General features: G+C 65.2%; 19 protein-coding genes and 1 pseudogene. 5 read left to right on the plus strand and 15 right to left on the minus strand.

Features of this window, described 5'->3' with window-relative positions; genetic code table 11:
* Positions 1-38: 38 nt before the first annotated feature.
* The 4 genes from AXW83_RS10705 to AXW83_RS10720 form a co-directional block, all read right to left on the minus strand.
* On the minus strand, positions 39-1661 hold the full coding sequence (locus tag AXW83_RS10705; RefSeq protein ID WP_066613195.1) for an ABC transporter ATP-binding protein: 1623 nt from the start codon (positions 1659-1661) through the stop codon (positions 39-41).
* Positions 1661-2497, minus strand: a complete 837-nt coding sequence (locus AXW83_RS10710; RefSeq protein ID WP_066613196.1) for an ABC transporter permease — start codon at positions 2495-2497, stop codon at positions 1661-1663. The genes AXW83_RS10705 and AXW83_RS10710 overlap by 1 nt, the downstream gene beginning before the upstream one ends.
* On the minus strand, positions 2497-3471 hold the full coding sequence (locus AXW83_RS10715) for an ABC transporter permease (protein WP_066613199.1): 975 nt from the start codon (positions 3469-3471) through the stop codon (positions 2497-2499). Before AXW83_RS10715 ends, AXW83_RS10710 begins: the two co-directional genes overlap by 1 nt.
* A gap of 209 nt (positions 3472-3680) precedes the next feature.
* On the minus strand, positions 3681-5240 hold the full coding sequence (locus tag AXW83_RS10720) for an ABC transporter substrate-binding protein (protein ID WP_066613202.1): 1560 nt from the start codon (positions 5238-5240) through the stop codon (positions 3681-3683).
* Between the two features lie 279 nt (positions 5241-5519).
* Between AXW83_RS10720 and AXW83_RS10725 the strand changes: the two genes are divergently transcribed.
* The gene (locus AXW83_RS10725) at positions 5520-6272 is read left to right on the plus strand and encodes a superoxide dismutase (protein ID WP_066613205.1); all 753 of its coding nucleotides are present in this window, start codon (positions 5520-5522) and stop codon (positions 6270-6272) included.
* Between the two features lie 120 nt (positions 6273-6392).
* Positions 6393-7385, plus strand: coding sequence for an iron exporter MbfA (mbfA, locus tag AXW83_RS10730; RefSeq protein ID WP_066613208.1), 993 nt, complete (start codon positions 6393-6395; stop codon positions 7383-7385).
* A gap of 59 nt (positions 7386-7444) precedes the next feature.
* Here the strand turns inward: mbfA and AXW83_RS10735 are convergent, their stop codons facing one another.
* The 4 genes from AXW83_RS10735 to AXW83_RS10750 are packed head-to-tail and all read right to left on the minus strand — an operon-like array spanning position 7445 to position 11379.
* Positions 7445-8836 (minus strand): AtzE family amidohydrolase, encoded by a 1392-nt coding sequence (locus AXW83_RS10735; RefSeq protein ID WP_066613211.1) that lies wholly within the window; start codon positions 8834-8836, stop codon positions 7445-7447.
* The gene (locus AXW83_RS10740) at positions 8833-9057 is read right to left on the minus strand and encodes a DUF4089 domain-containing protein (protein ID WP_066613216.1); all 225 of its coding nucleotides are present in this window, start codon (positions 9055-9057) and stop codon (positions 8833-8835) included. Before AXW83_RS10740 ends, AXW83_RS10735 begins: the two co-directional genes overlap by 4 nt.
* Entirely contained in the window at positions 9054-10661 is a 1608-nt protein-coding gene (locus tag AXW83_RS10745) for a regulator (protein WP_066613219.1), read from the minus strand. The genes AXW83_RS10740 and AXW83_RS10745 overlap by 4 nt, the downstream gene beginning before the upstream one ends.
* A 31-nt stretch (positions 10662-10692) precedes the next feature.
* Complete coding sequence (locus AXW83_RS10750) at positions 10693-11379, minus strand: cysteine hydrolase family protein (protein WP_210179660.1); 687 nt, start codon at positions 11377-11379, stop codon at positions 10693-10695.
* 271 nt (positions 11380-11650) lie between these two features.
* On the opposite strand from AXW83_RS10750, the gene atzF reads away from it, so the two are divergent.
* Complete coding sequence (gene atzF / locus AXW83_RS10755; protein ID WP_066613221.1) at positions 11651-13459, plus strand: allophanate hydrolase; 1809 nt, start codon at positions 11651-11653, stop codon at positions 13457-13459.
* Between the two features lie 92 nt (positions 13460-13551).
* Here atzF and AXW83_RS10760 read toward each other — a convergent pair whose 3' ends face one another.
* From AXW83_RS10760 to AXW83_RS10790, 7 genes and pseudogenes are all read right to left on the minus strand, one after another.
* Positions 13552-14238 carry a GntR family transcriptional regulator gene (locus AXW83_RS10760; RefSeq protein ID WP_066613224.1) on the minus strand — a complete coding sequence of 229 codons (687 nt, stop codon included), beginning with the start codon at positions 14236-14238 and terminating at the stop codon, positions 13552-13554.
* A gap of 85 nt (positions 14239-14323) precedes the next feature.
* A complete protein-coding gene (gene hpxZ, locus AXW83_RS10765; protein ID WP_066613226.1) occupies positions 14324-14704 on the minus strand; it encodes an oxalurate catabolism protein HpxZ in 381 nt (126 codons plus the stop codon).
* Positions 14705-14860: 156 nt separating this feature from the next.
* Entirely contained in the window at positions 14861-16561 is a 1701-nt protein-coding gene (locus AXW83_RS10770) for a dipeptide ABC transporter ATP-binding protein (protein ID WP_066613229.1), read from the minus strand.
* Positions 16562-16712: 151 nt separating this feature from the next.
* Positions 16713-17606, minus strand: a complete 894-nt coding sequence (locus AXW83_RS10775; protein WP_066620313.1) for an ABC transporter permease — start codon at positions 17604-17606, stop codon at positions 16713-16715.
* A 14-nt stretch (positions 17607-17620) separates the two neighbouring features.
* Positions 17621-18634 (minus strand): ABC transporter permease, encoded by a 1014-nt coding sequence (locus tag AXW83_RS10780; RefSeq protein WP_066613231.1) that lies wholly within the window; start codon positions 18632-18634, stop codon positions 17621-17623.
* A gap of 178 nt (positions 18635-18812) precedes the next feature.
* A complete protein-coding gene (locus AXW83_RS10785; RefSeq protein WP_066613233.1) occupies positions 18813-20405 on the minus strand; it encodes an ABC transporter substrate-binding protein in 1593 nt (530 codons plus the stop codon).
* Positions 20406-21138: 733 nt separating this feature from the next.
* Positions 21139-22520: pseudogene (locus tag AXW83_RS10790) on the minus strand (aspartate aminotransferase family protein).
* Between the two features lie 577 nt (positions 22521-23097).
* Between AXW83_RS10790 and AXW83_RS10795 the strand changes: the two are divergent.
* Both AXW83_RS10795 and AXW83_RS10800 read left to right on the plus strand, forming a co-directional pair.
* Entirely contained in the window at positions 23098-24132 is a 1035-nt protein-coding gene (locus AXW83_RS10795; RefSeq protein ID WP_066613236.1) for a histone deacetylase family protein, read from the plus strand.
* 105 nt (positions 24133-24237) lie between these two features.
* Entirely contained in the window at positions 24238-25824 is a 1587-nt protein-coding gene (locus AXW83_RS10800) for an ABC transporter substrate-binding protein (RefSeq protein ID WP_082767481.1), read from the plus strand.
* Positions 25825-25923: the final 99 nt, after the last annotated feature.

Genomic DNA, 25923 nt, shown 5'->3' on the forward strand with positions numbered 1-25923 from the left:
GTCCGGGATGACGGCGGAGGGTGTGACGACCGCCACAATCAATGCCCGAACCGCGCGCCGCCCGGCACGGCCGCGAGCAGGGCCTGCGTGTATTCATGCTGAGGCGCGGCGAACAAGGCGGCCGTCGGCCCCGTTTCCACGATGCGGCCGCGCTGCATCACTGCGATCCGGTCGCAGATCTGCGCCGCCACGCGCAGATCATGCGTCACGAACAGGATGGCGAGCCCGAGCCGCTGCTGGATCTCCTTGATCAGCGTCAGGATCTGCGCCTGCACGGAGACATCGAGCGCCGAGACCGCTTCGTCGGCGACCAGGACGTCGGGCTCCAGCGCCAGCGCCCGGGCGATGCCGATGCGCTGCCGCTGCCCGCCGGAGAACTCGTGCGGATAGCGATCGATCGCGTTGGCAGAGAGCCCGACCAGTTCGAGCAGTTCCTTCGCCTTTGCCAGCGCGACGCCGCGCGCGACGCCATGGGCAACCGGCCCGTCGGAGATGATCCGCCCCACCGTCTGGCGCGGATTGAGCGAGGCGAACGGGTCCTGGAACACCATCTGGATGCGCTTGCGGTGCTGCCGCAGCGCGCCTGCCCCGAGGTCGCTCAAGACGATATCGTCGGAGCCGGCATGGCTCAGCGTGATCCGACCGCTGTTCGGCTCGATCAGCCGCAGGCAGCAGCGCCCGACCGTCGACTTGCCCGAGCCCGATTCCCCGACCAGCCCCAGCGTCTCGCCCTTGGCGAGCGAGAAGCTGACATCGTCGGCTGCCCTGACCTCGCGCCCGGCGCCGAAGAAGGAGCGCTTGCGGTAGACCTTGCTCAGGCCCGCGACATCGAGCACCGGCCGACTCTCCGGCAGCGCCGCACGTTCAGGTGGCGTCAGCGAAGGCACCGCCGCCAGCAACCGTTTCGTATAGGAGTCGGCCGGCCGCGACAGCACCTGGTCGGCACTGCCCTGCTCCACAACCTTGCCCTGCTGCAGCACGCAGATGCGGTCGGCGATCTCGGCGACGACGCCGAAATCATGGGTGATGAACAGCACGGCCGTACCGTGCTTGCGACGCAGATTGTCGATCAGCTTGAGGATCTGCGCCTGCGTCGTCACGTCGAGCGCCGTGGTCGGCTCGTCGGCGATCAGGAGCTTGGGTTCGAGCGCCAGCGCCATGGCGATCATCACGCGCTGGCGCTGCCCGCCGGACAATTCATGCGGAAAGGCCCGCGCCAGCCGCGCCGGATCGGGCAGCCCGACCTCCGTCAGCAGTTCGAGCGTCCGCGCCCGCCTTTGTCCCTTGTCGAGCAGCCCATGCGCCTCGAACATCTCGAAGATCTGGTCCTCGATCCGCATCACCGGATTGAGCGAGGTCATCGGCTCCTGGAAGATCATGCCGATCTCGCGGCCGCGCACATCCTGCATGGCGGACTCGGTGAGCCCTAGCAGATCGCGCCCCGCGAGCCGGATCGCCCCGCCGGCGGGCTTCACCGCCTTGGGCAATAGCCCCATCACGGCGTGCGCGATCATCGACTTGCCCGAGCCGGATTCGCCGACGATGCACAGGGTCTCCCCCGCAGCGATCGTCAGCGACACGCCCTCGACAGCGTTGACGCGGTCGGCCAGCGCCGGCAGGGCGAGCGTCAGGTTCTCGACGACGAGGACGGGCGGCGCCATCACTCCCTCCCCCTTGCCAGGCGCGGGTTCAGCGCATCGTTCAGCCCTTCGCCAGCGAGGTTCAGCGCCAGCACCGTCAGGAAGATCGCGACGCCGGGGAAGAAGCTGATCCACCAGGCATCGATCAGCCGCGTCCGCCCGGCACCGACCATGTAACCCCAGCTCATGAGGTTGGGATCGCCAAGCCCGAGGAAGGACAGCGAGGATTCGAGCAGGATCGCCGAGCCGATCATCAGCGAGCCCATCACGATGATCGGCGCGATGGTGTTGGGCAGGATCTGGCTGAAGATGATGCGCGGCGTGGACTGGCCGATCGTCACCGCCGCCTGGACATATTCGCGCGTCTTGAGCGACAAAACCTCGCCACGCACCAGCCGCGCCACCGGCGGCCACGACACGACGCCGATGGCGAGCACGATCGAGCCCAGTTGCGGCTGCAGGATCGCGACCAGCACGATGGCGAGCGCAAAGCTCGGAATCGTCTGAAAGAACTCCGTGAAGCGCATCAGTGCGTCATCGATCAGCCCGCCGCCATAGCCCGCGACCGCGCCGAGCGGCACGCCGATCAGCAGCGCCACCAGCGTCGAGACCAGCCCGATCATCAGCGAGACGCGCGCGCCATGGGCCATGCCGGCCGCGATGTCGCGCCCCAGCGTATCGGTGCCGAGCGGAAAGCGCTCCAGCGCGAAGGGAGCCATGAAAGGCCGCCCGACCATGCGCCAGGGCGATTGCGGATAAAGCGACGGCGCGATCAGCGCGAAGACGATCACCACCAGCAGGATGGCAAGCCCGATCAGGGCGCCGCGATTGCGGGCGAAGCGCTTGAGGAAGTTCATCACGCGGCCTCGATACGCGGGTCGGCCAGGCGATAGATCAGGTCGGTCAGGATGTTGAACCCGACCACCATCGCCGAGGAGATGAAGAACACGCCGAGCAACACCGAATAGTCGCGCTGCACCAGCGCATCGAACATCAGCCGCCCGATGCCGGGCCAGGCGAACACGGTCTCGGTCAGTACCGCACCGCCGACGAGTTGCCCCGCCTGCAGTCCCGCTAGCGTCACGACCGGCAGGATCGCGTTGCGCGCGACATGCCGGCGCGAGACGATCGCCGGCGAAAGGCCCTTGGCGCGCGCCGTCTTGACGAAATCGGCACCGGCGACCTCCAGCATCGAGGCCCGCATCATCCTTGCGTAGAGAGCGGTGAAGAACAGCCCCAGCGTCAGCGCCGGCAGGATCAGGTGGTGGCCGATATCGAGCATCCGCGCGAGCCCGGTATAATTGGCGCCGATCGTCTCATACCCGACATTGGGCACGAGCCCGAGCTTCAGCGAAAACAGGATCTGGCTCATCAGCGCAATCCAGAACAGCGGCGTCGCATAGAAGACAAGCGCAAGCGCTGTGATGATGCTGTCGCGCCAGCCCCCGGCCCGACGGGCGGCGAGCGCCCCCATCACCACGCCGAGCCCGAGCGAAATCACGAAAGCCGCGCCCGTCAGCAGCAGCGTCGCCGGCAGCCGGTCGAGCACCAGCGTCAGCACCGGCTGCTGCTGCCGATAGCTGAAGCCGAGATCGAACGTCATGTAGCCCTTGAGATAGAGCCAGAGCTGCGTCGTGATCGGCTCGTTGAGCCCGAAGCGCTGGCGCAGCTGTTCAAGCAGCTGCGCATCCGCGGCCCCCGCCTCGCCGGCGAGCACCTGCGCGGGATCGCCCGGCGCGGCCCGGATCAGGAAGAAGTTCAAAAGCGCGATGGCGAAGAGCACGAGGATGCCCTTGACCAGCCGGCCTGCGAGGAATTGGGGGAGGTTCATCAGGAAAAGTCTCTGGTCCCGGTCACACCTGCGCCATCATCCCGGACGCAGCGAAGCGGAGATCCGGGATCCATCGTAGAGCGCAGCGCCCTCCGATGGATCCCGGATCGGCGCGGCTTCGCCGCTTGTCCGGGATGACGGTAGAGTGTGATCAAGCGCTCCGGTTCAATCATGTAAGGAGCGCACCTCGCGATCCTGGCGCGCCCGCCTCACTCCTTCCACGCGTCCTTGAAGCCGTCATTGACGCCGATCGCCGAGCTCACCAGGTTCTTGACGTTGCAGCGATAGATCGTCGGGAAGTCCATTTCGAGCTGCCAGAGCACCGGCACCTCGTCGGCCAGCAGCTTCTGCACCTTCGTATAAAGCTCCTGCCGCGCAGCATCGGTCGGCGCGACGGCCGCATCGGCGAAGAGCTTGTCGACCTCCGGGTTCACATAGGCGCCCTGATTGCCGAAGGGGTTGCCCTTGACGATGTTGGTCGAGATGTAGTTGCGCGCCACGCCGGTCGCCGGGTCGCCGAGCTGGTAGAGATAGTTGAAGGTCAGGTCGAAATCGCCGTTGCTGGCCTTCTGCGTCCAGCCCGGCACGTCCGTGGTCTCGATCGCGACGTTGACGCCGGCATCGGTCAGGTTCTGCTTGATCGCCTCGGCCCAGCGGCTCCAGACCTCGCCATAGGGCAGCGCAAGGAGCTTGATCGGCTCGCCCTTGTAGCCCGAGGCCTTGATCAACTCCTTCGCCTTGGCGACGTCGTAGCCGTATTTCGGCACATCGGCCGAATAGAACTTCGTCTTCGACGATATAGGCCCGGTCGGCAGCTTGCCGAGCCCGCCCCAGACCACGTCCTTGCCGAATTCGCGGTCGATCGCGAACATCATGCCCTGGCGGAACTGCTTGCTGGCGAGCGGGCCTCCCTTGGCGATATTGGGCGTGACCCAGGCATGGGGTGCAAACATCTCCCAGCCCTTGGTGGTGACGCAGGTATTGGGCAGCTTCGACAGGCGCGCGACGTCGTAGACATCGACCGAACCGCCGGTCAGAACATCGATCTTGCCGGTTTCGTAGGCGACCGCACGGGCCGCTGCGTCGGGAATGATCTGCCAATAGACCTCGTCGAGATGCGGCTTGCCCTTTTGCCAGTAGGCCTCGTTCTTGACGAGGTGGATGTAGGATCCCTTCTTCCATTCCTTCAGCTTGAACGGGCCGGTGCCGATCGGCGTATTGTTGGCGGGGTTGGCGCGGTAGTCGGTGCCGTCATAAATGTGCTTGGGGATCATCGGCGCACCGGCGACCTCCTGCGACAGGATCAGCGGGCCGAAGGGCTGCTTCAGCGTGATCCTGACCGTGAGGTCGTCGACCTTCTCGATCTTGTCGACCTGGCCGTTGGCGATCGGGCGCCAGCGCGGATGCACCTCGCGCAGGAACTTGTCGAGCGAGAACACCACGTCGTCGGCGGTGAAGGGCTTGCCGTCATGCCAGGTCACGCCCTCCTGCAGCTTGAAGGTGTAGACCTTGGCGTCGGCCGAGATCTCCCAGCTCTTGGCGAGCGATGGCTGCGGCTGCAGCTTCTCGTCATAGCGCAGCAGCGACTCGTAGATGTTGCCGGCGACCATGTTGGTCGGGCCATTCTGGTTAAGCCCCTGCATCAGCATCGGCGGCTCGGGCTGGACGACGACATGTACCGTGCCGCCCTGCTTGGGGGCCTGCGCCTGCGCGGCACAAAGCGCGGTCAGGGAGGCAGCGAGCGCCAGGGCCAATCTCGTTCCAGTCATTGGTCGTTCTCCATTGGATCGGCGAGACGGCGCGAAGGTCCCGGGTTCCTCCCCCAGGGGAGCGAAAGCAGTCCGTCCTGATCGCACCCGATTTGAACTGGTTTAGCAAGCTCTGCGCCAATCGCGATAGCAGAGCCCGGGATCGACCATGGAAGCACGATTCATGCGTCGCCTTGGCCGATCACAAAAATTTGTGCGGATCGTCGCATCCGCGCAGGGCCTAATCGGATAGTGCAAAGACAAGGCCGAATCCCAAGCCATCGGCCAGTGGAGGTTACCATGACCCAGTCCGCGACTTCGTTCTCCCGCCGTTCGCTCATCGGCTTCGGTGCCGCTGCCCTGGCGGTCTCCGCCGCGCCCAAGGTCTGGGCCCAGGCCGCCACTCCGGCCGCCCCGCCGGCCGGCCCGTTCTCGCTGCCCAAGCGCGCCTATGAGGCGGCCGCGCTCGAGCCACATATCGACGCCATGACGATGGACATCCACTACACCCGCCACCACGCGGCCTTCGTCGCCGGGCTCAACGGCGTCGCCAAGGACCATGGCGTCGTCGGCTCGACCCCGCTCAACAAGCTGCTCGGCGACCTGATGTCGGTGCCCGAGGCCGTTCGCACCGCAGTCCGCAACGCCGGCGGCGGCCATGCCAACCACACCATGTTCTGGGAGGTCATGGGCCCCGGCGCCGGCGGCGCTCCCACCGGCGACGTCGCCGCCGCGATCACCAAGGATCTCGGCGGCTTCGACAAGTTCAAAACCGATTTCGAGGCCGCCGGCCTGCGCGTCTTCGGCTCGGGCTGGGTTTTCGTCACGGTCGGCAGCGACGGCAAGCTCGCCATGGTCTCCAAGCCCGGACAGGACAATCCGCTGATGGACAAGCAGATGCCCCTCTTCGGCAACGACGTCTGGGAGCACGCCTATTACCTGAAATACCAGAACCGCCGCGCCGACTACCTCAAGGGTTGGTGGAACACCGTCAACTGGACCAAGGTCAACGAGCGCTACGCCGCCGCAAAGGCCGGCAAACTGACCGTCTGATCGACGGATCCTGAAGCGATCATGCAATGCCCGGCCGCAAGGCCGGGCATTGTCATTTCCGGCCTTGTCTCGCGACCGAAGGCTACCTAGATTAGAATAATTCTAATTTATGGATGTGCCATGCTCTCGCGCCTGTCCCTGCCCGGCTTCAGCGGCAAGCGCCGCTTCGACGACCTTTCCGAAAAGGAGGTCCTTGCTCTCGCGATCTCCTCCGAGGAGGAGGATGGCCGCATCTACGCCATCTACGCGCAGGCACTGCGGACGGCCTATCCCGCCTCGGCTGCGATTTTCGACGGTATGGCGCAGGAGGAGGACGGTCACCGTCAGCGCCTGCTGGCGCTGCACCAGCAGCGTTTCGGCAACGTCGTCCTGCCGATCCGGCGCGAGCATGTCGCCGATTTCTACGCGCGCAAACCCGTCTGGCTCGTCGAGAATCTCGGCCTCGATCAGATCCGCGCGGAAGCCGAGGACATGGAGCGTCAGGCCCGCGACTTCTATGTCGCCGCCGCGGGCCGCTCGACCGACGTCGATACGCGCACGCTCTTGGGCGAACTCGCCGCGGCCGAGGCCGGGCATCAGGCCAAGGCACAGGCACTGACCGCCGAGAAGCTCGACGGCGAGACACGCTCCGACGAGGACCTCGCTGCCAAGCGCCAGTTCGTCCTGACCTGGGTCCAGCCCGGCCTCGCCGGGCTGATGGACGGCTCGGTCTCGACGCTGGCGCCGATCTTCGCCACGGCCTTCGCCACGCAGAACCCGCACACCACCTTCCTGATCGGCCTTTCGGCCTCGGTCGGCGCCGGCATCTCGATGGGCTTCACCGAGGCCGCCCATGACGACGGCAAGCTCTCGGGCCGCGGCGCGCCCTGGAAGCGCGGGCTGGCCTCGGGTGTGATGACGGCATTGGGCGGGCTCGGTCACGCGCTGCCCTATCTCATCCCGCATTTCTGGACGGCCACGACGGTGGCGCTGATCGTCGTCTTCGTCGAACTCTGGGCCATCGTCTGGATCCAGAACCGTTTCATGGAGACGCCCTTCCTGCGCGCCGCCTTCCAGATCGTGCTGGGCGGTGGGCTGGTGCTGGCGGCGGGCATTCTCATCGGCGGGGCGTAGCGGGAGCACCCTCATTGTCATTCCGGGGCGCGCCACAGGCGCGAACCCGGAATGACAGATCACAGAACCGGCGCCCTCGCCTCGCACACTCCTGCCTGCGCCAGCGCGAACGCCGCGCGCAGGCACAGATCCTCGCGCCAGGGCGCGGCGATGACCTGCACCCCGATCGGCAGACCCGCCCCGAACACCGGCACCGCCGCCACCGGCAGCCCGATGCAGGAGATCGGCTGGGTGAACAGGCCGAGATTGGGCCGCAGCGGCACGCTCTCGCCGCGCAGTTCCAGCGTCTTCTGCCCGACCAGCGGTGCCGGGCAGGGCGTCGCCGGCGCGATGATCAGATCGACATCGGCGAAGACCCGCATCATCTGACCGTGGAACCAATGCCGAGCCCGCTGCGCCTGGATGTACCAGGCAGTCGGCTGCATGGCGCCGGCGAGAAAACGGTCGCGGGTTTCGGGGTCGAAATCATCCGCCCGTGACTTTAGCCGCTCGAGATGGAAGGCCGCGCTCTCGCCATTGGTGATCAGAAAGGCTGCAGCGCGCGCGATATCGGCACCGGCCAATTCGATCCTGCCGCTTGCCCCCAGCGCCTGCGCGACGAGCGACACCGCCTCGGCCGCTTCAGGCATGCCGTCGGTATCGAAATAACCGCCCGCCAACGCAATCCGCAGCCCGCCGACGCCCTGCGCCAGCGAAGGCAAGGTCGGCTCGACCGGCCGCTGCGCACAGGCCGGATCATCTGCGTCCGGACCCTGCATCGCGTCATAGGCCAAGGCGAGATCGGTCACGTCTCGTGCGAAGGGTCCGAGATGGTCGAGCGAGTCGCAGAAAGGGAAGCTGCGCCCGCGCGACAGCCGACCATAGGTCGGCTTCAGTCCGAAAATGCCGCAGAGCGAACTCGGCACCCGGATCGAGCCATTGGTGTCTGAGCCCAGCGAGATCGGCGCCAACCCTGCGGCCGTCGCCGAGCCCGAACCGGAGGACGAACCACCCGCCATGCGCGACAGGTCGTGCGGATTGCGGCAGGCGCCGTCATGGGCATTCTCGCCGGTAAAATCATAGGCGTATTCGCCCATGTTGAGGCCGCCCACCAGCACGGCTCCGGCGGCGCTCAGCCGCTCGATCAGCACCGCGTCGCGGGTCGCAGGCGCGCGTTCGCGGTTGATCTTGGAGCCTGCCCGCGTCGGCAGCCCCTCGATGTCGAACAGGTTCTTGGCAGCAAAGGGCACGCCGGCGAGCGGACCGAGCGGCCGCCCCGCCTTTCGCGACGCATCGATCGCCCGCGCCTGCGCCAGCGCCCGCTCGGCGGTGACGTCGGTGAAAGCGTTGATCTGCGGATTAACCGTTCCGATGCGGTCGAGGAAGGCCGTCGTCACCGCCTCGGCCGTGACGACACCGTCCCCGATCTGCCTGGCGATCAGATGGGCCGGCGTAAAGGCGTCGAAGCTCACGCAGACCCTCCACCGCTGACCGGCCCGGGCCGAAAGACCGGCGCGAGTTCAAAGGAGCCGTCATCCAGCGGCGCAGCTTGGACGATCGTTGCCATCCCGGACGCGATGGTCAGAAACTGCAGCACCGCCGGCCGCTGCTGGTCCGTGATAGTCAACCCAAGCGCCGGCGCCATCGCATCGCAATGGCGCCCGGCGTCGAAGCCGGGTTTGGGCTCGCTCATTCGGCCGGCTCCAGCTTGCCATGCGGCTGCGCGGTCATGCTCTTGCCCTCGGTCGCGACGACCAGCGAACGGGCGCAGAGATAGAGGAAGCCCGCCACCATCGCATAGGCCAGGCTGATCGAGGGCGTGACGCCGAGCCCCTTGCCGACGCCGATCGCCTCGCCATGCATCAGCCCGAAATAGGTCAGAACCGCTCCGGCCGCCGCGAACCCCGCCGCCTGCACGAACTGCTTCTCGATCACGAAAACGGCGATGGCCCCTAACACCAGCCCCGACAGGATCGCCCCGCCGCCCATCAGTTCGAGCCCGTGATAGAGCACGCCCATATTGGCCATCTTGTCGATGCCGACGGTGGCCGCATTCGTCCCTGCCGCCCCCAGCGCGCCGTCGATCAGCACCTTGGCCCAGGCCGCCAGATGCGGCGTCAGCGCCAGCACGATCGCCGGCGCATGGCTCGTCGGCGTGGTCTGGAAGGCCTGCGCCCCGATCAGCATCCCGATATAGAGCAGGATCGGCGAGATCGCGACGATCGGGATCAGCGCCAGCAGGAAGGCGACGATGCCGAGCCAGCACAGGCCGAGCACGATCACCCCCGTCGCCGCGGAATAGCCGATGCGCCCGCCCATCGCCTTCCAGCCGGGATGCCCGATATAGACCGCGTTGATGAAGGGGTTGCCCATCAGGCAGCCGATCAGCGAGACGACGCCGTCTGCTGTGAGCACCCGCGTCGTCGGGTAGTGGTCGCCCGCGGCCTCGGCGCTCTCGACATTGTCCATCGCCTCGACGAGGTCGTAGATCCCGAACGGGATCGCCGTGACGAGGATGATCCCGAGATAGGAAAAGCCCGAGAAGACGTGGTCGACGGCCGGGATCGGCAGCGCGAAACCGAAGGTCGAGAAGGCGGCGCCCAGTTTGGCCAGCGAGAGCCCGCCGATATCGAGCCCGAACAAGGCCGACCCCCAGGCGATCACCATACCGAAGGCGATGGCGACGAGGCCCGCCGGAATGCCCTTGGGATAGCGCACCCCGCCAAACCAGCTCACCAGGATGATGGCGAGGCAGACCAGGCCGATCGCCGGCGTCAGAAAAATCTCCAGCGCGGGCCGCATCGAGATGAAGGCGATCGAGACGCCCGCCAGCGTGCCCAAAAGAGCAGCCCGAGGCGTGATCTTGCGGATGTAGGGCGCGATGAACCCGCCCGCCATCAGAATGAAGCTCTGGAAGAACACCCAGACGAGCCCGGCTTCCCAGCCCTTGATCGGATCGCCGGTCATCGACGCGATCGGCAGCATGATCACGAAGGTCACGACGAACATGTGCGGCACGCTGATGCCGGACGGCAGCGCGCAGACATCGTCGCGGCCGGTCTCCTTGGCGAGCTTCCAGGCGAGCCAGGCATAATACCCGGTCGACAGGAACATCATCAGCCCGAGCGCCGGAAGGATCCTGCCGAACACGATCTCGGACGGCATCTTCAGGACGAACTGCAGCAGTCCGGTAAGGACCAGCAGGTTGACCAGGATGTTGGTGCCGAAGCCGAACAGGGCGTTCCAGTCCCCCGGCGTCCAGAGTTTCGGTGAGGCCGTCGTCGTTGTCATAGCCATCTCCCCCTTCTGCCTGTGTGTCGCTCGGCCCTCATGCCGCCTGCCGCGCTTTTCCCAGCGCCGCAAGCACGTCTCCCGTCGTCGAAACCCAGCCGAAAATTCCGCCCTGGGCCGCGATCATCCGCAGGCCCACCTCGTGGAATTCCGGGAAATAGGAGGCGCAGGCATCGCCCAGCACGACGCAGCGATAGCCCCGGTCGTTCGCCTCGCGCACGGTCGTATGGACGCAGACCTCGGTCGTTACGCCAGCGACGAGCAGCGTCTCGATGCCGCGATTGCGCAGCATCAGGTCGAGATCGGTCTGGTAGAAGGCGCCCTTGCCCGGCTTGTCGATCACCGGCTCGTCCGGCAGCGGGCTCAAGCTCGGCACGATGTCGTGCCCGGCCTCGCCCCGGATCAGGATACGGCCCATCGGGCCGGCCGCGCCGATGCGTTTGGCGGGATCGCCGCGATTGACCTTGGCGGGCGGTGCGTCCGAGAGATCGGGCCTATGCCCCTCGCGGGTATGGATCACCAGCATTCCGGCCTCGCGCGCGCCGCCAAGGATCGCCTGGCACGGCCCGACAGCCGCCATCAGCAGGGACACGTCGTTGCCGAGCGCCGCTCCGAAACCGCCGGGCTCCAGGAAGTCGCGCTGCATGTCGATGATCACGAGCGCGGTGCGCGCGAAATCGACGCTGAGCGGAAAGGGCTTGGCTGCGATCTCGCTGCGGCTCACTGGCGGCGCTCCCGTCACGGCGAACGGAACGGGCTTTGCAAGGGCTGTGCCTGACGTAAAGAGAAGCGACACCGAGCGGAATCGATGTCTCAAAGCAACGCCTACATTGCTGAAAATAGGAATGAATTGCAGTGAATCGAAATCTCAACATCGCCGCCGCCGATAGCATCCGATACGCGGCAGAAGCGATCTTCGACCGCGATTGCATAATGTTTGTATGCATGATCAAGAAATATGCCCATTCGTTGGGCGTTCCGACTGAGAGGTTCCCGTGCCGACGCTGACCAGCCTGCTCGCCGACCATCTGGATGGCCGCACCACGATCCCGCAGACGATCGCGGCAGCCTATGCGCGCCATCGCGCCCATGGCGACGACGCGATCTTCATCACGCTGCGTCCGGAAGGCGAGGCGTTGGCAGAGGCCGCGCGCCTGCAGGCGGAAGGTCCGCGTGGCCGCAAGCTCTGGGGCGTGCCAGTCGCGGTGAAGGACAATATCGACGTCGCCGGCCTCCCCACTACGGCCGCCTGTCCCGCCTTCGCCTACGAGCCGGCCGGCGACGCGGGCGCCGTGGCGAGGCTGAAGGCCGCTGGTGCGATCGTCATCGGCAAGACCAATCTTGACCAGTTCGCCACCGGCCTGAACGGCACCCGCTCGCCCTACGGCGTGCCGCAGAACGCCCTGCGCGCCGATCTCGTGCCGGGCGGCTCCAGTTCCGGTTCGGCCAGCGCAGTCGCCGCCGGCATCGTCCCGATCGCGCTCGGCACCGACACGGCGGGCTCCGGCCGCGTGCCGGCCGGCCTGCAGAACCTCGTCGGCCTCAAGCCCAGCCTCGGCCTCGTCTCGACGGCCGGCGCGGTACCCGCCTGCCGCACCCTCGACTGCGTCTCGGTCTTCGCCCTGACGGTCGAGGATGCCTGGATCGTGCTGGAGGTCATCGCCGGCCCCGACGCGGCCGACCCCTTTTCGCGCACCGTTCCACTCGGCCGGCCGGGCGCGGTGTCGCCCCATCTCAGGCTCGGCATTCCTCGCCCCGCCGATCTCGACTTCGACGGCGACGCCGCTGCAGCCGCGAGCTTCGACCTCGCGATCGAACGCGCGAATGCGCTCGGCGCCACCATCGTCCCGCTCGACATGACGCCGTTCTACGACACGGCCCGCCTGCTCTATGACGGCCCCTGGGTCGCCGAGCGCTTCCTCGTCGTGCAGGATCTGCTGGCGCGAGACCCAGAAGCGGTCCTGCCCGTCATCCGGCAGGTCATCGCCGGCAAGCCCCTGCCCGACGCGGCAGCAACCTTCGCGGCGCGCTATCGGCTTGCCGAACTCGCCTCGGTGGCCAAGATCGCGCTGAAAGGCATCGACGCGCTGATGGTGCCAACGGCGCCGCGCCCGGTCACGCTGGCGCAAATGGCGGCCGATCCGATCGGCCAGAACTCCATGCTCGGCCGCTACACCAATTTCGTGAACCTGCTCGACATGTGTGCACTCGCGGTTCCGGTCAGCCTCGCTGGCGACGGCACGGCGGCCGGCGTCACCTTCATTGCGCCATCTGGCCATGACGCGGCGCTCGCCGGCCTCGGCCGCGCCTTCCACGCCGCCTCCGACTTGACGCTGGGTGCGGCCGGCCTCCCTGTGCCAGCGCTGGCCGATCTGCCCGTTGCACCGACGCCCGGCACGATCGAGATCGCCGTCGTTGGCGCCCATCTCTCCGGCATGCCGCTGAACGGCGAACTGACTTCGCTCGGCGCGACGTTCCTCCGCGCGACGACGACGACCGCTGAGTACAGCCTCTTCGCCCTGCCCGGCGGCCCGCCCGCGCGGCCCGGACTGATCCGCACCGGCAAGGGCGGCGCAGCCATCGCACTGGAGGTCTGGTCGATGCCGCCCGAAGGCTTCGGTCGCTTCGTCGCCGGCATCCCCTCCCCGCTCGGCATCGGCACGCTGGCGCTCGCGGACGGCACCCGCGTAAAAGGCTTCCTTTGCGAGACGATCGCGACCGAGGGCGCCCGCGACGTCACGGAGTTCGGCGGCTGGCGGGCTTTCGTGAAGGCTGGCGAGCGCGGCGTGAGCCGACCGGAATAACGGTCGGTTACAACCTCCCCGTCATCCCGGACGCAGCGAAGCGGAGATCCGGGATGACGGCGCGTGGGACTGGATTGACGGACGTCGGCTCGTCACCGCGTCTCGGCGTAGCTCCGAAACGCGTCGCGCACGATGCCGATATGCGCCCGCATCGCCTCTATGGCTCCCGCCTGATCGCCGCGCAGGATCGCCTGCACGATCTTGTCGTGCTCCTGATAGGAGCCGCCGAGCCGGCCCCAGGCGCGGAACTGCGCCCGGCGGAACGGCGCCACGCGAGCGCGCGTCATCAGGGTCAGCTCTGCCAGATAGCCGTTGTGCGAACCGGCATAGATCAGTGCGTGGAAGGCCTCGTTCATCTCGTGATAGCGGCCGGGATCGCCCTTTTGGACGAGGGTGCGCAGCTCGTTGTGGATGGCCTCGAGCCGGCGCCGCTCGGTGATCGTCATATTGCGCGCAGCCATTCCGGCGCAGAGCGCCTCGAGCTCCGCCATCGCCTCGAACATGTCGTCGAGCTGGGCCGGCGTCGGCAATGCCACGACCGCGCCGCGATGCGGCCTGACGCTGACCAGCCCCGAAGCGGAGAGCTGCCGGATCGCCTCTCTCACCGGCGTGCGCGAGACGCCGAAGCGCGCCGCGAGCTCCTGCTCGTCCAGCGGCGAGCCGGGTTCGAGCACGCCGGACACGATCTCGTCTGCGATCTGCAGGCGCAACGTCTCTGTGCGCGTGCGCGGCGTCGGGACGAACTTCCCGGGGACGATGGTGGCAACGCTGCGCGGCATCGATCAGGACCAGAAGGCGGGCGGAATAGCCCGTTTCCGCATAGCAGACTCGGGAATGCAGGTCATGGCGTAGATCAGAGCTTGGTTAGTCCGCGATGACGCTGACATGGGCGCAGACGACGCGCCAGCCCTCGGGAAATTTGACCCACGTCTGACTCTGCCGGCCGATCTTGCCCGGCATGCTGTCGCGCCTGAACAGCGTGTTGGCGGTCGCCATCGCGTCGCCATAGGTCGTGATCACCGTCCGCTCGATCGTCCGCATCACCCCGACCGGCGAGCGAGCCGCGCGAAAGGCGGCGATCTCGTCGTAGCCATAAAGGTTCTCGCCCACGCCATAGCGCAGCGTCAGCGGGCTGTCCTTGAACAACGTATCCAGCGTAGCGACGTCGTTGCTCGTCAAAGCCGCTTCATAGATAGCGAAGGCAGCCTCGACTTCGGCGAGCACGGCGGGGTCGTTGATTTTCATCTGAATCTCCAAACGATTGTCATTCCGGGGCGCGGCGCGGCCGCGAACCCGGAACCCACGACCGGGCGAGCCATGTCGTGCCGGTTATGAAAACTCACCCGGTCGTGGGTTCCGGGCTCTTCGCGTAGCGAAGCCCCGGAATGACATGGGTAGGTATCACACCGGCGGATGCGGAATCGCGGTAAGCAGTTCCTTGGTATAATCCGCCTTCGGATCGCCGAGCACCTCCTCGGCCGTGCCCTGCTCGACGATGGCGCCCGTCCGCATCACGATCACGCGGTCGCAGAGCAGGCGTACCACGTTGAGGTCGTGCGAGACGAAGAGGTAGCTCATCCCGAGCCGCCCCTTCAGCTCCTCCAGCAGGTTCAGCACCACGGCCTGCACCGACACGTCGAGCGCTGCCGTCGGCTCGTCGAGGATGACGAGATCGGGGTCGAGCGCGATCGCCCGAGCGATGCCGACGCGGGCCTTCTGGCCGCCAGAGAGCTGGTGCGGAAACCGGTCGATCAGCTCGACCGGCAGTCCGACCAGACGGGCCAATTCCTCGCAGCGCTCCCGCAGCGCGTCGCGTCCCGAAATCGAACCCATCCGCATGATCGGATCGGCGATGGCACGCTCGGCGGTGAAGCGCGGATTCAGGCTGTCGGTCGGATCCTGGAAGACCATCTGGATGCGCCGGCGATGGGGCGATGCGGCGAACTGTTTTGCCGGAATCGCGCCGATATCGGTGCCATCGAAGATGATTGAGCCGCTGCTCGGGTCGATCAGGCGTGTGACCATCATCGAGGTCGTCGACTTGCCGCAGCCGGATTCGCCGACGAGCCCCAGCGTCTCGCCTTTGGCGACACTGAAGCTGATCCCGTCGACGGCCCGGAAGGCGGATTTCGGCTCCTCCGCCTTGCCCATCAGCTTCGCGAGGAAGGCGCCGGTCTCGGGTCGGGGATACTCCTTCACCAGGTTCTCGACCCGCATCAGCGGCTCTGCCCCGGCGAGTACCATGCGCGGCGCCTTCGCCTCGGCCGGCGGAGCCTTCGGCGCGTCCGGCAACAGATCGGCGAGCGACATGCCGATGCGTGGCGTCGCCTGCATCAGCTTGCGGGTGTAAGGATGCTGCGGGTTGCGGAAGATGTCGGCGGCGGCTGCCGTCTCGACCACCTTGCCCTTTTCCATCACCACGACCTTGTCGCAATAGGCGGCCGCCAGCCCGAGATCATGGGTGATGAGGATGGTCGACATGCCCCGCTCGCGCGTCAGTTCGACGATCAGGTCCATCACCGCCTTCTGCGTGGTCACGTCGAGACCGGTCGTGGGCTCGTCGGCGATCAGCAGTTGCGGCTGGCAGGCGAGCGCGAGCGCGATGACGACGCGCTGGCACATGCCACCCGAAAGCTCGAACGGATAGGCGTCGTAGCGCTCCTCGGGCCGGGCGATCTTGACCTTGGTCAGCGCCTCGATCGCCTTCTCGCGGGCGGTCGCACGCGTTGCTTGGACATGCTGCAGCAGCACGTCCTCGATCTGCTTGCCGACCTTCCGGATGGGATTGAGCGCCGCGCGCGGGTTCTGGAAGATCATCGAGATCTCCCGCCCACGCAGATCGCGCATCTGCGTTTCGTCGGCGGTGACGAGATCGATCCCGGAGAACGAGATCGAGCCCTCGGCGACCGAGCCGGCCCGGTCTAGGATACGCACCACGGCATAGGAGGTCACCGACTTGCCCGAGCCGGATTCGCCGACGATCGCGACCGTCTCGCCCTTGGCAACGCTGATGTCGATCGACTTGACGGCCTGCACGGTCCCGCGCCGCGTCGCGAATTCGACGGTGAGGTTCTTGATGTCGAGGAGCGGAGGGCTGGTCACGAGAGGCCCCCTTTGTCATTCCGGGGCCCGGCCAAGCCGGGAACCCGGAACCCACGACCGGGTGAGCGATTATGGCAGCGCCCCTGCCCGTGGGTTCCGGGTTCTCGCTGCGCGAGCCCCGGAATGACAGAAGTAGGTACTGGCGTCTGCATCAATTCCTCCGCTGCGGATCGACGAGGTCGCGCACGCCGTCGCCGAGCAGGTTGAAGCAGAACACCGCGATCATCAGCGCGAGCCCCGGGAAGAAAGCGATCCACCATTCGCCCGAAACGATGAAACTCGCCCCTTCCGCCACCATGATCCCCCATTCCGGCGTCGGCGGACGCACGCCGAGCCCGATGAACGAGAGCCCCGCCGCATTGAGGATCGCATAGCCCATCGTCAGCGACATCTGCACCGCCATGATCGGCATGATGTTGGGGACGATCTGCGTTAGCAAAAGCCGCCAGTCGGAATTGCCCGAAAGCCGCGCCGCCTGCACGAAGCCGGCATCGCGGCGCACATTCGCCTCCGCTCGCGCCACGCGCGCATAAAGCGGAAAATTGATGATCGCGGTCGCGATGACGATGTTGGTGACGCTGTTGCCCAGCGCCGCCACGATGCCCATCGCCAGCACGAAGAGCGGAAACGCCATGATCGTGTCGGCGATGCGCCCGACGACCTTGTCGACCCAGCCGCCATAGAAGCCCGCCATGACGCCGGCCAGCCCGCCGAGAACGAAGACGAGCGCGACCGACGCGACCGCGATGGTGAAGTCGAGCCGCGTCGCAGCGATCACCCGGCTGAAGATATCGCGGCCGAGCTGGTCGGTGCCGAACCAGTGCCGCGAACTCGGCGCCTGCAGAGCCGAATTGGTGTTGCTCGCCAGCGGATCGTACGGAACGATCGAAGGGCCGACGATCGCAGCCAGCAGGATCAGCGCAAACAGCCCGAAGGCGAGACCCGTGATCGGGTTTTCCGAGACGATATGGCGCCCATGGGCCAGCAGGCTGGTCGAGGGGGGCGCCTCGAAGCGTAACGCGGGAACCGCCTCGACCTTGGACATGTCGTTCATGGTCCTCAGCCCTCCAGCCGGACGCGCGGATCGATGACGCCGTAGAGCACGTCGATCATCAGATTCAGCGCGACGTACATCACAGCCATGGTTAGCACGAAGCCCTGGATCGGCGCATAATCGGAGGCGATCAGCGCCTCAACCGCGTAGGAACCGACGCCGGGCCAGGCGAACACCTTTTCGACCAGCACGTTGGCGCCGAGCAGGAACGAGAACACCATGCCGAGCGTGGTGACGACCGGCAGCATGGCGTTGCGGAAGGCATAGGTGCCGATCACCTTGCCGTTGGAGAGACCGCTGGCGCGCGCGGTGCGGACGAAATCGGACCCGAGCACGGCCAGCATCGATGCCCGCGTCATTCGCGTGATCGGCGCAAGCGAGAAGATAGCAAGCGTCAACGCCGGCAGGATCAGCTGCGCGAAGGCAGCGCGAAACGTCTCCAAATCGCGCGCCAGCAGCGTGTCGACCAGTAAAAGCCCGGTGACGCGCGGCGGCTCCGAGGCGAAGACGTCGAGCCGCCCGAGCGGCGCCGGCGACCAGCCGAGAAGGAAATAGAACACATAGACCAGCAGCAGCCCGGTGAAGAACACCGGCAGCGAGACACCCGCCGTCGCCACGACACGGCAGAGATGGTCGATCCACGAGCCCTGCTTCACCGCCGCCAGCACGCCGAGTGGCAGCGCCACCGCCATGGCCAGGATCAGCCCGGCCAGCGTCAGCTCGGCCGAGGCGGGCAGCCTTGCGGCAAGGTCCTTGGTCACTGGCTGGCCGGTCGTCAGCGACTGCCCGAGATCGCCTTTCACCAGCGCCGTGACATAGGATACGAACTGCACCGGCAGCGGCTGGTCGAGCCCGAGCTTGCTGCGAACCTCGATGATCGCCTGCGGCGACGCGGCGGGACCTGCGAAATACGCCGCCGTATCGCCCGGCAGCACCCGCGTCAGCAGGAAGGTGACGATGATCACGCCGATGACCGACGGGATCGTCGTGAGCAGGCGTTGGCCGATCATACGAAGCATGGCGTCATCCCCTCGGTTCCACCCGACGTCATTCCGGGGCTTCGCGCAGCGAAGAGCCCGGAACCCATAACTACCGCAGCCTCAGGAGAGATCGACGACATCGGGCGTCCTTGTTTCGACCACCTGTGCTTATGGGTTCCGGGCTCGGCCCTGCGGGCCGCCCCGGAATGACGGGGGTTCACCCCTTCGTCAGGTAGCGGAAATCGGGCTCGCGGCAGGGCTGGAACTGGTAGCCGCCGATGGTCTTCTGCAGCGCGACGTCATGGGTCGGCTGGTTGATCGGCACCATCGGCACCTCCTCGTTCACCAGCTTGATGAAGTCGATCACGTTGGCGTCGTAAGCTGCCTTGTCGGGCGCAAAGCGGGCGGCATCGACGAGCTTGTCCAGCGCCGGGTTCTGGTAGGCGGCGATGTTGAAGATCGAGTTGTTGCCGTGCATCGTCCAGAACAGGTAGTAATCGGGATAGTCGAGCCACCCGGCGAAGCGATTCAGCACCATCGGATTGGTCTTCTTGGCAATCTCGGTGCGGAAATTCGCGCCCGGCACCTTGTTGATCTCGACGGTGATTCCGATCGCAGCCAGCGCTTCCTTCATCAGAACCGCCATCGGCTCGGCGACGGTCGCGTTGCCGGCGTCGAAATACAGCGTCGTCGAGAACGGGCCGCCGGCAGCATCGACCAGCGCCTTGGCCTTGGCGACATCGGGCGTGTACGGGAAGGGCTGCGGCCAGGCGACCTTTGGCGTCGTGCCGCCGGCCATGGAAACACCGCGTCCGAACAGCGAGGCCTGCAGGATCTTGTCATAGGGCATCACCCAGGCGACGGCCTGGCGCAGGCGGACATCCTTGAACGGGCCGACCTGCGTGTTGAGATAGCAGCCCCAGACGCCGTTGGGGATCGGCACGCCGACGACGTTGACCTTGCCGGCATCAAGCAGGTCCTTGAAGTCCTTCGGCGGCAGCCCGTAGGACACATCCGCGTCGCCGCGCTCCATCAGCGCCCGGCGGGTCGAGGGCGAGGCGATATCGCGCGCGATGATCCGGCGCAACTGCGGCAGCTTTCCGCACTTCCAGTCGTCGTTGCGCACATAGATCGTCTCGACGCCGGGCTTCCAGCTCTCGACCTTGTAGGCGCCGGAGCCGGCGATGTTGTTCTTGAGCCACTCCTTGGCCAGCGGATCGCCGCCGCCGTTCTGGATGGCAAGCTCGGAATCGAAGATGAAGGGGATGGTGACGGCCAAGTTTGGCAGCGTCATCTTGTCCTTGCGGATGAAGTCGATCCGAAACGTCTTCTCGTCGACGACGACGAACTGCTCGGGCTTCTCCAGGGAGCCCGCGTTCATCTGCGTCGTGGCGAAGCCGCCGATCGTGCAGGCGCGATCCAGCGACCATTTCACGTCCTTGGCCGTGACCTTGCGGCCCGAATGGAAAGTCGCGTCGCGCAACTTGAAGGTGCAGCTCATGCCGTCGGAGGCGACCTGCCAGCTCTCGGCCAGTTCGCCCTCGAGCTCGCCCATCGAGACCATGTTGCCGCCCCCCCCGGGGATCGGCACCGGCTTGAAGCGCAGCAGCCGGTCGTAGCAGTTCAGCGCCACGCCATTGACCGGCTGCGACGAGCCGATGCCCTGCATGTCCAAGCTGTTGGGGCCGTATTCCTGGACCAGCAGCAGCGTCTCTGCCCGGCTCGGAGCCTGGGCCTGCGCACCGCCGGCGCGCGCGACGAAGGGCAGGCTAAGGCCTGCGGCGATGGCGGTACGGCGTGTGATGGTCATGAAGCGGTCCCTCGGATGCACGGGCGGGCCGATTTTTGCGGCAGCGTCAGCCACCCATGCAGGGAGCGTGCCGACCGTGCGAACACGCCATCCTTGCGTCCGGGAGCGCGAAGGCCGGCGGGCCGGACCCTGGAAACGAGGATAGGACGAGCCAGCGCCGGCCATTGCCACGCCGGCCGCACATCCCTCGAGAATGGCACGAGATCGGTATTCGGACTGAAAATCCGGCCTGAATCGGCCCAGGAACGCCCAACCAGCCAAAACATCGCCGACATTCGCGGCACTGTGATCACGTCGTTGCCTGCAGAAGGATTCTGCAGGCTAGCTCTTCAGGCGAACCTGCAGCGCGATCCGCCGGCCAACGGGAGCAAGCGATAGTGGCATCCCAAAAATCACACTGAATGCAAGATGTATGCATATGGCCGAAATACGACTAAATTATAGGCATAATCGAGCTGCTTCTTATGAAAAAGCTTTAGTGATCGGAAATGGTGGGCCGGGCCGGAATCAGGATGATGGCGAGCCAACATCGCGCGGCCCACCCAAGGACGCCTGGATCAGACGTCAAGCTCTCAGTAACGCCGTCTTCTTTAAGATAATGGCCCGGAGCGAATTTGACGACGTCCGCTCTCAGGCGTCCTGGTGTCGAAGCATCCGACCAGCGACGTTGCAGGCTTCCGTAGAGAATCGCATTCTAGCAATACGGCTCGGTATTTTTCTCGGATGCCCCAAACTAAAGCAGGCCGCGTTCTCTGACCATATTGTAGGTGTCATCCAAGGCGCGGCCCAGCCGCGTGTGGATTTCCTTGATATCCTCTGATGAAATCACAAGCGGCGGGCACAGTACGATCGCATCGCCGATGGGGCGCATGATGAGCCCATACTCCTGCGCACGCTCGATGAGATAAGCAGGAACCGCCTCTGATGCCTCGAACGGCACCCGATTTTTTGTGTCGCGCGCAAGCTCGACTGCAGCAATGAGGCCCGCGCCGCGCACCTCGGCGACCATCGGATGATCGCGCAGCGCATTCAGCCCTTCGAAGAAAAGTGGAGCTTTGGCCCGAACGACCGAGACGATATCCATCTCCTCGTAGATCTTCAGTGTTTCGAGCGCCACCGCGGCACAAACCGGATGGGCCGAATAGGTGAAGCCATGGCCAAAGGTTCCGATCTCCGCCGATTTGTCGGCGATCACCTGATAGATGCCATCGGAGATCATGACCGCGGAAATGGGCTGATACCCCGACGATATCGCCTTGGCCGCGGTCAGGATGTCTGGACGATAGCCCACCGTCTCCGAGCCGAACATGTTGCCCGTCCGGCCAAAGCCGCAGATGACCTCATCTGCTATCGCAAGAATGTCATGCTTGTGCAGAACGGCCTGGATCTTCTCGAAATAGCCCTGCGGAGGAACTATCACGCCCCCCGCACCCATGATCGGTTCGGCGATGAATGCGCCGATCGTGTCGGCGCCCTCTCGGGTGACCAGGTCGTCGAGTTCCTGGGCAAGTCGCGTCGCATATGCCTCCTCGGTTTCGCCGGGGCGGGCGTTCTTGTACGGAAATGGGCATGATGCATGGATGAAACCGGGAAGCGGAATGCCGAAATTCTTGTGGTTGATGGGCAGCCCGGTCAGGCTCGCGGTCGCAATGGTAACGCCATGATACGCATTCTTGCGTGAGATGATCTTGCGCTTATTCGGATAGCCCCGCGCTTCCTGATAGTACCAGACGAGTTTGATCGCGGTGTCGTTTGCTTCCGACCCTGAACCGGCGAAGAAAACCTTCGACATCGGCACGGGCGCAAGATCGATCAGCCGCTCAGCCAACTCCGCCACGACGGGTGTGCTGCGGCCGCGGAACGTATGATAGTAGGGCAGCAGATCAAGCTGGCGGCGTGCGGCTTCGACAAGGCGCTTTTCCGAAAAGCCGAGCGAAGCGCACCACAGCCCGGACAGTCCCTCGATATACTCCTTGCCGTTGTCGTCATAGACGCGAACGCCTTCTCCTCTTGCCATGACAAGAGGGCCATCCTGCTCGTGCTTCCGGAATTGGTGTTCGAGTGCAGGTGATATTTGACGTCCCTGCCTGCAATGGAATTGGGGGCGGCTGGCATGAATATCTTCCTGTTCGAGCACCGCGCGACTTTATCCCCGGAGCATATGCGGTCAAGCGCAGTTTCACAAAAAAGGAACACCGTTCTGATTTCACTCCCACTGGAGTCTCATGGCGGGTCGATCTCAAAGGTCGCGCAGGGTCGGTATTTCCCGATGGTTCATCGAACGATCAGCGCCGGATCGGTCGATGCGAATTGGCAGGGTATGGAGAGTGGAATGAGTGTGGTCGATCCTGCCGAGGGTGGGGGAGACCTTCGCGTTTGCGATGGCCGATGTTCGCAACTGCGAGAACAGCTTGACGAGCGCAAACGAAACAGCATAATAGAATGATATTCTGTTATTCGTCAGAGCGATATCGTTGGCTGAGCATCAACTGCGATCCATCGATTCCGGCAACTATGTTCGATACCCGTGGAAGGCCGAGGTGGAGTTCGAGTGCCGTCTGGGCGTTGGCCTTCCGATCTCTGCAATCGCGTTCGAATGAGACCGTTCGCCTAAAGGGACAAGGGGACCCCTAGTCCCGTCGGCAACGGGCTCCGGGTCTGAGTTGTCTGCAATCGCGAGGAGCCGGGGTCGATGCTCTGCGTCTATTCTTCGGATAATCAGCTTCATGACCCCGTCGCCTACATTCGCCGGGGCATACCCATCGCAGCCCGAGAATCGCCTCAGCGCGCTGGTGAGCTATTAAAGGCGATCGAAGACGGCCGACACCGGGTTGTGGCTCCGCGAGACTTTGGACGTGCCGCGTTGCTGGACGTCCATGACGCGCAGTATCTCGACTTTCTCGCCACGGCCTATGACGAATGGCAGGCGCTGTCGGGGCCGAAGGGCCCTGTCGTGGTGGCACAGAGCTATGCCATACGGCAGCTGCGGACTTGCCCCACGAGCTTCGAGGGGAAGCTTGGCTATTATCTTCAGGGTAACTCCGTCCCCATTGGCTCCATGAGCTGGAGATCCATCCTGTCTTCGGCCAATTGCGCGCTGGAGGCCGCTGATGCGGTCTTGTCAGGCGCATGGCAAAGCTACGCGCTTTGCCGCCCTCCGGGCCATCATGCTTATGCCGATCTGGCGGGAGGCTATTGCTACCTCAACAATGCAGCCCTCGCGGCACAGTATCTCCGCCGTCGTTTCGCGCGCGTCGCGATCATCGATGTCGACGTGCACCACGGCAACGGCACCCAGGGCATCTTCTGGCAGCGTGGCGATGTGTTGACCATCTCCCTGCATGCAGACCCCAACAAGGCCTACCCCTGGCACGCCGGCTATGCCGAGGAGCGGGGCGAAGGAGATGGATCGGGCAAGACGCTCAATATCCCGCTGCCGCTGGGCACAACCGACGAAGACTACCTGGAAGCCCTGAGCGCGCTGTCGAAGCCGCTGTGCGACTTCTCGCCCGAGGCTTTGGTCGTGGCGCTCGGACTGGATGCTTTCGAGAAGGATTCGTCCGACCTGATGCGCATCACGACGCCAGGCTTTGGAGAGATCGGGCGTCGGCTTGGTGCGGTCGGTATCCCGACCGTGATCGTCCAGGAGGGAGGATACGCCGTGGACGCGCTCCGCAGCAATCTCGCAAGCTTCCTCGCCGGTTTTCTCTCCGCCCGCACCACCTGACACGTCGTTGGGGGCGAGCAGCAAGCACGCCAGCCCCCAACATCTCCAAGACTGCAAATTGCCTGCCCTTAATCGAACCGCAGCAAGCGTGGGAGTCACATGAACATGAGACGCAGGACCTTTCTGTCTGCCACCGCTGGCTTCGGAGTAGCTCTGGCAGCGCCCAGGATAGCCCGGGCACAAGGCTCGAGAGTCCTTCGTTTCGTGCCGCAATCAGACTTGAGCGTCCTCGACCCCATCTGGACAGGCGGTTACGTGACGCGAAATCACGGGCTTGCCGTTTTCGACACTCTGTATGGTCTCGACGATCAACTTCAGCCACAGCCGCAAATGGTGGCGGGTCATCGCATCGAGGACGACGGCCGGACCTGGATCTTGCGTCTGCGGGACGGCCTCCAGTTTCATGACGGGACGGCGGTACTGGCACGCGACTGTGTTGCGAGCATCGTCCGATGGGCCAAGCGCGACAGCTTCGGGCAGACGCTGATGGCGGCAACGGACGAGCTGCGCGCCGACGACGATCGCACGCTGCGCTTTCGATTGAAGAAGCCTTTTCCGCTGCTCCCGGCCGCTCTCGGCAAAGCAGGGTCCAATATTTGCGCCATCATGCCGGAGCGGTTGGCGCAGACCGATGCATTCGTTCAAGTGAAGGAGATGATCGGTAGCGGGCCGTTCCGCTTCCTCGCCGATGAGCGTGTGGCCGGCGCCCGCGCCGTCTATGCCCGCTTCGACAAATATCTGCCTCGCGAGAGCGGCGTGACATCCTTCACGGCCGGTCCAAAAGTGAGCTATTTCGATCGGATCGAATGGAACGTGCTGCCCGACCCCTCTACGGCCGCGGCGGCGATGCAGACCGGCGAAATGGACTGGTGGGAGAACCCGTCATTCGACCTGTTGCCGATCATTCGCCGTAAGCCCGGCCTGGTCGTTTCGATGCAGGATCCGAGCGGCTATATCGGGACGATGCGCTTCAACCACCTGCAGGCGCCGTTCAACAACCCGGCACTGAGGCGCGCGGTGCTCAAAGCGGTGCGCCAGAACGAATTCATGCAGGCTGTCGCCGGCGATGAGCCCGGCGCCTGGCGCGATGGCGTCGGCATGTTCTGCCCGGGAGCGCCGATGGCGTCCGATACCGGACTTTCCGTGATGCAGGGGCCGTTCGATCAGGCTGCGTTGCGCAAGGAGGTTGCCGCCTCGGGCTATAAGGGCGAACGCGTTGTCGTTCTGATTCCGAGCGATTTTCCGATTCTGAAGGCCATGGGGGAAGTCGGCGCCGATCTGATGAGCCGGATCGGGCTGAATATCGATGCGCAGATAACAGACTGGGGATCGGTGCTCCAACGCCTCGCCAAGACAGAGTCCGTCGAGCAGGGAGGATGGAGCGCCTATCACACCTACTGGGCCGGACTGGACCATCTCAACCCGGCGGTGAACTCGTCGCTGCGGGGAAACGGACGCTCTGCCGGTCGGGGCTGGCCGACTTCGGACGAACTCGAGAGCTTGCGCCATCAATGGCTTGAGGCGTCGTCGCTGTCCGACCAAAAGCGGCTCGCAGCGGCAATGCAGGAGCGCGCTCTTCAAGACGTACCCTATATTCCGCTCGGACAGTTGCTCGTGCCAGTCGTGCACCGCAAGGAGTTAACGCACATGCTGAAGGGGTTTTCGTTGTTCTGGAACGTGCGAAAAGAGTAATGCCGTAGCCGACTACGCCGCGAGATCTCCGCGCCTCGCAATCTGCTCAGGCAGGTTGCCAGCTGGGCTGTGTCTGGCTCTTTCCGGGAGAGTGCGGAG

It is taken from the genome of Bosea sp. PAMC 26642, from assembly GCF_001562255.1.
In the GTDB taxonomy this organism is placed as follows: Bacteria; Pseudomonadota; Alphaproteobacteria; order Rhizobiales; family Beijerinckiaceae; genus Allobosea.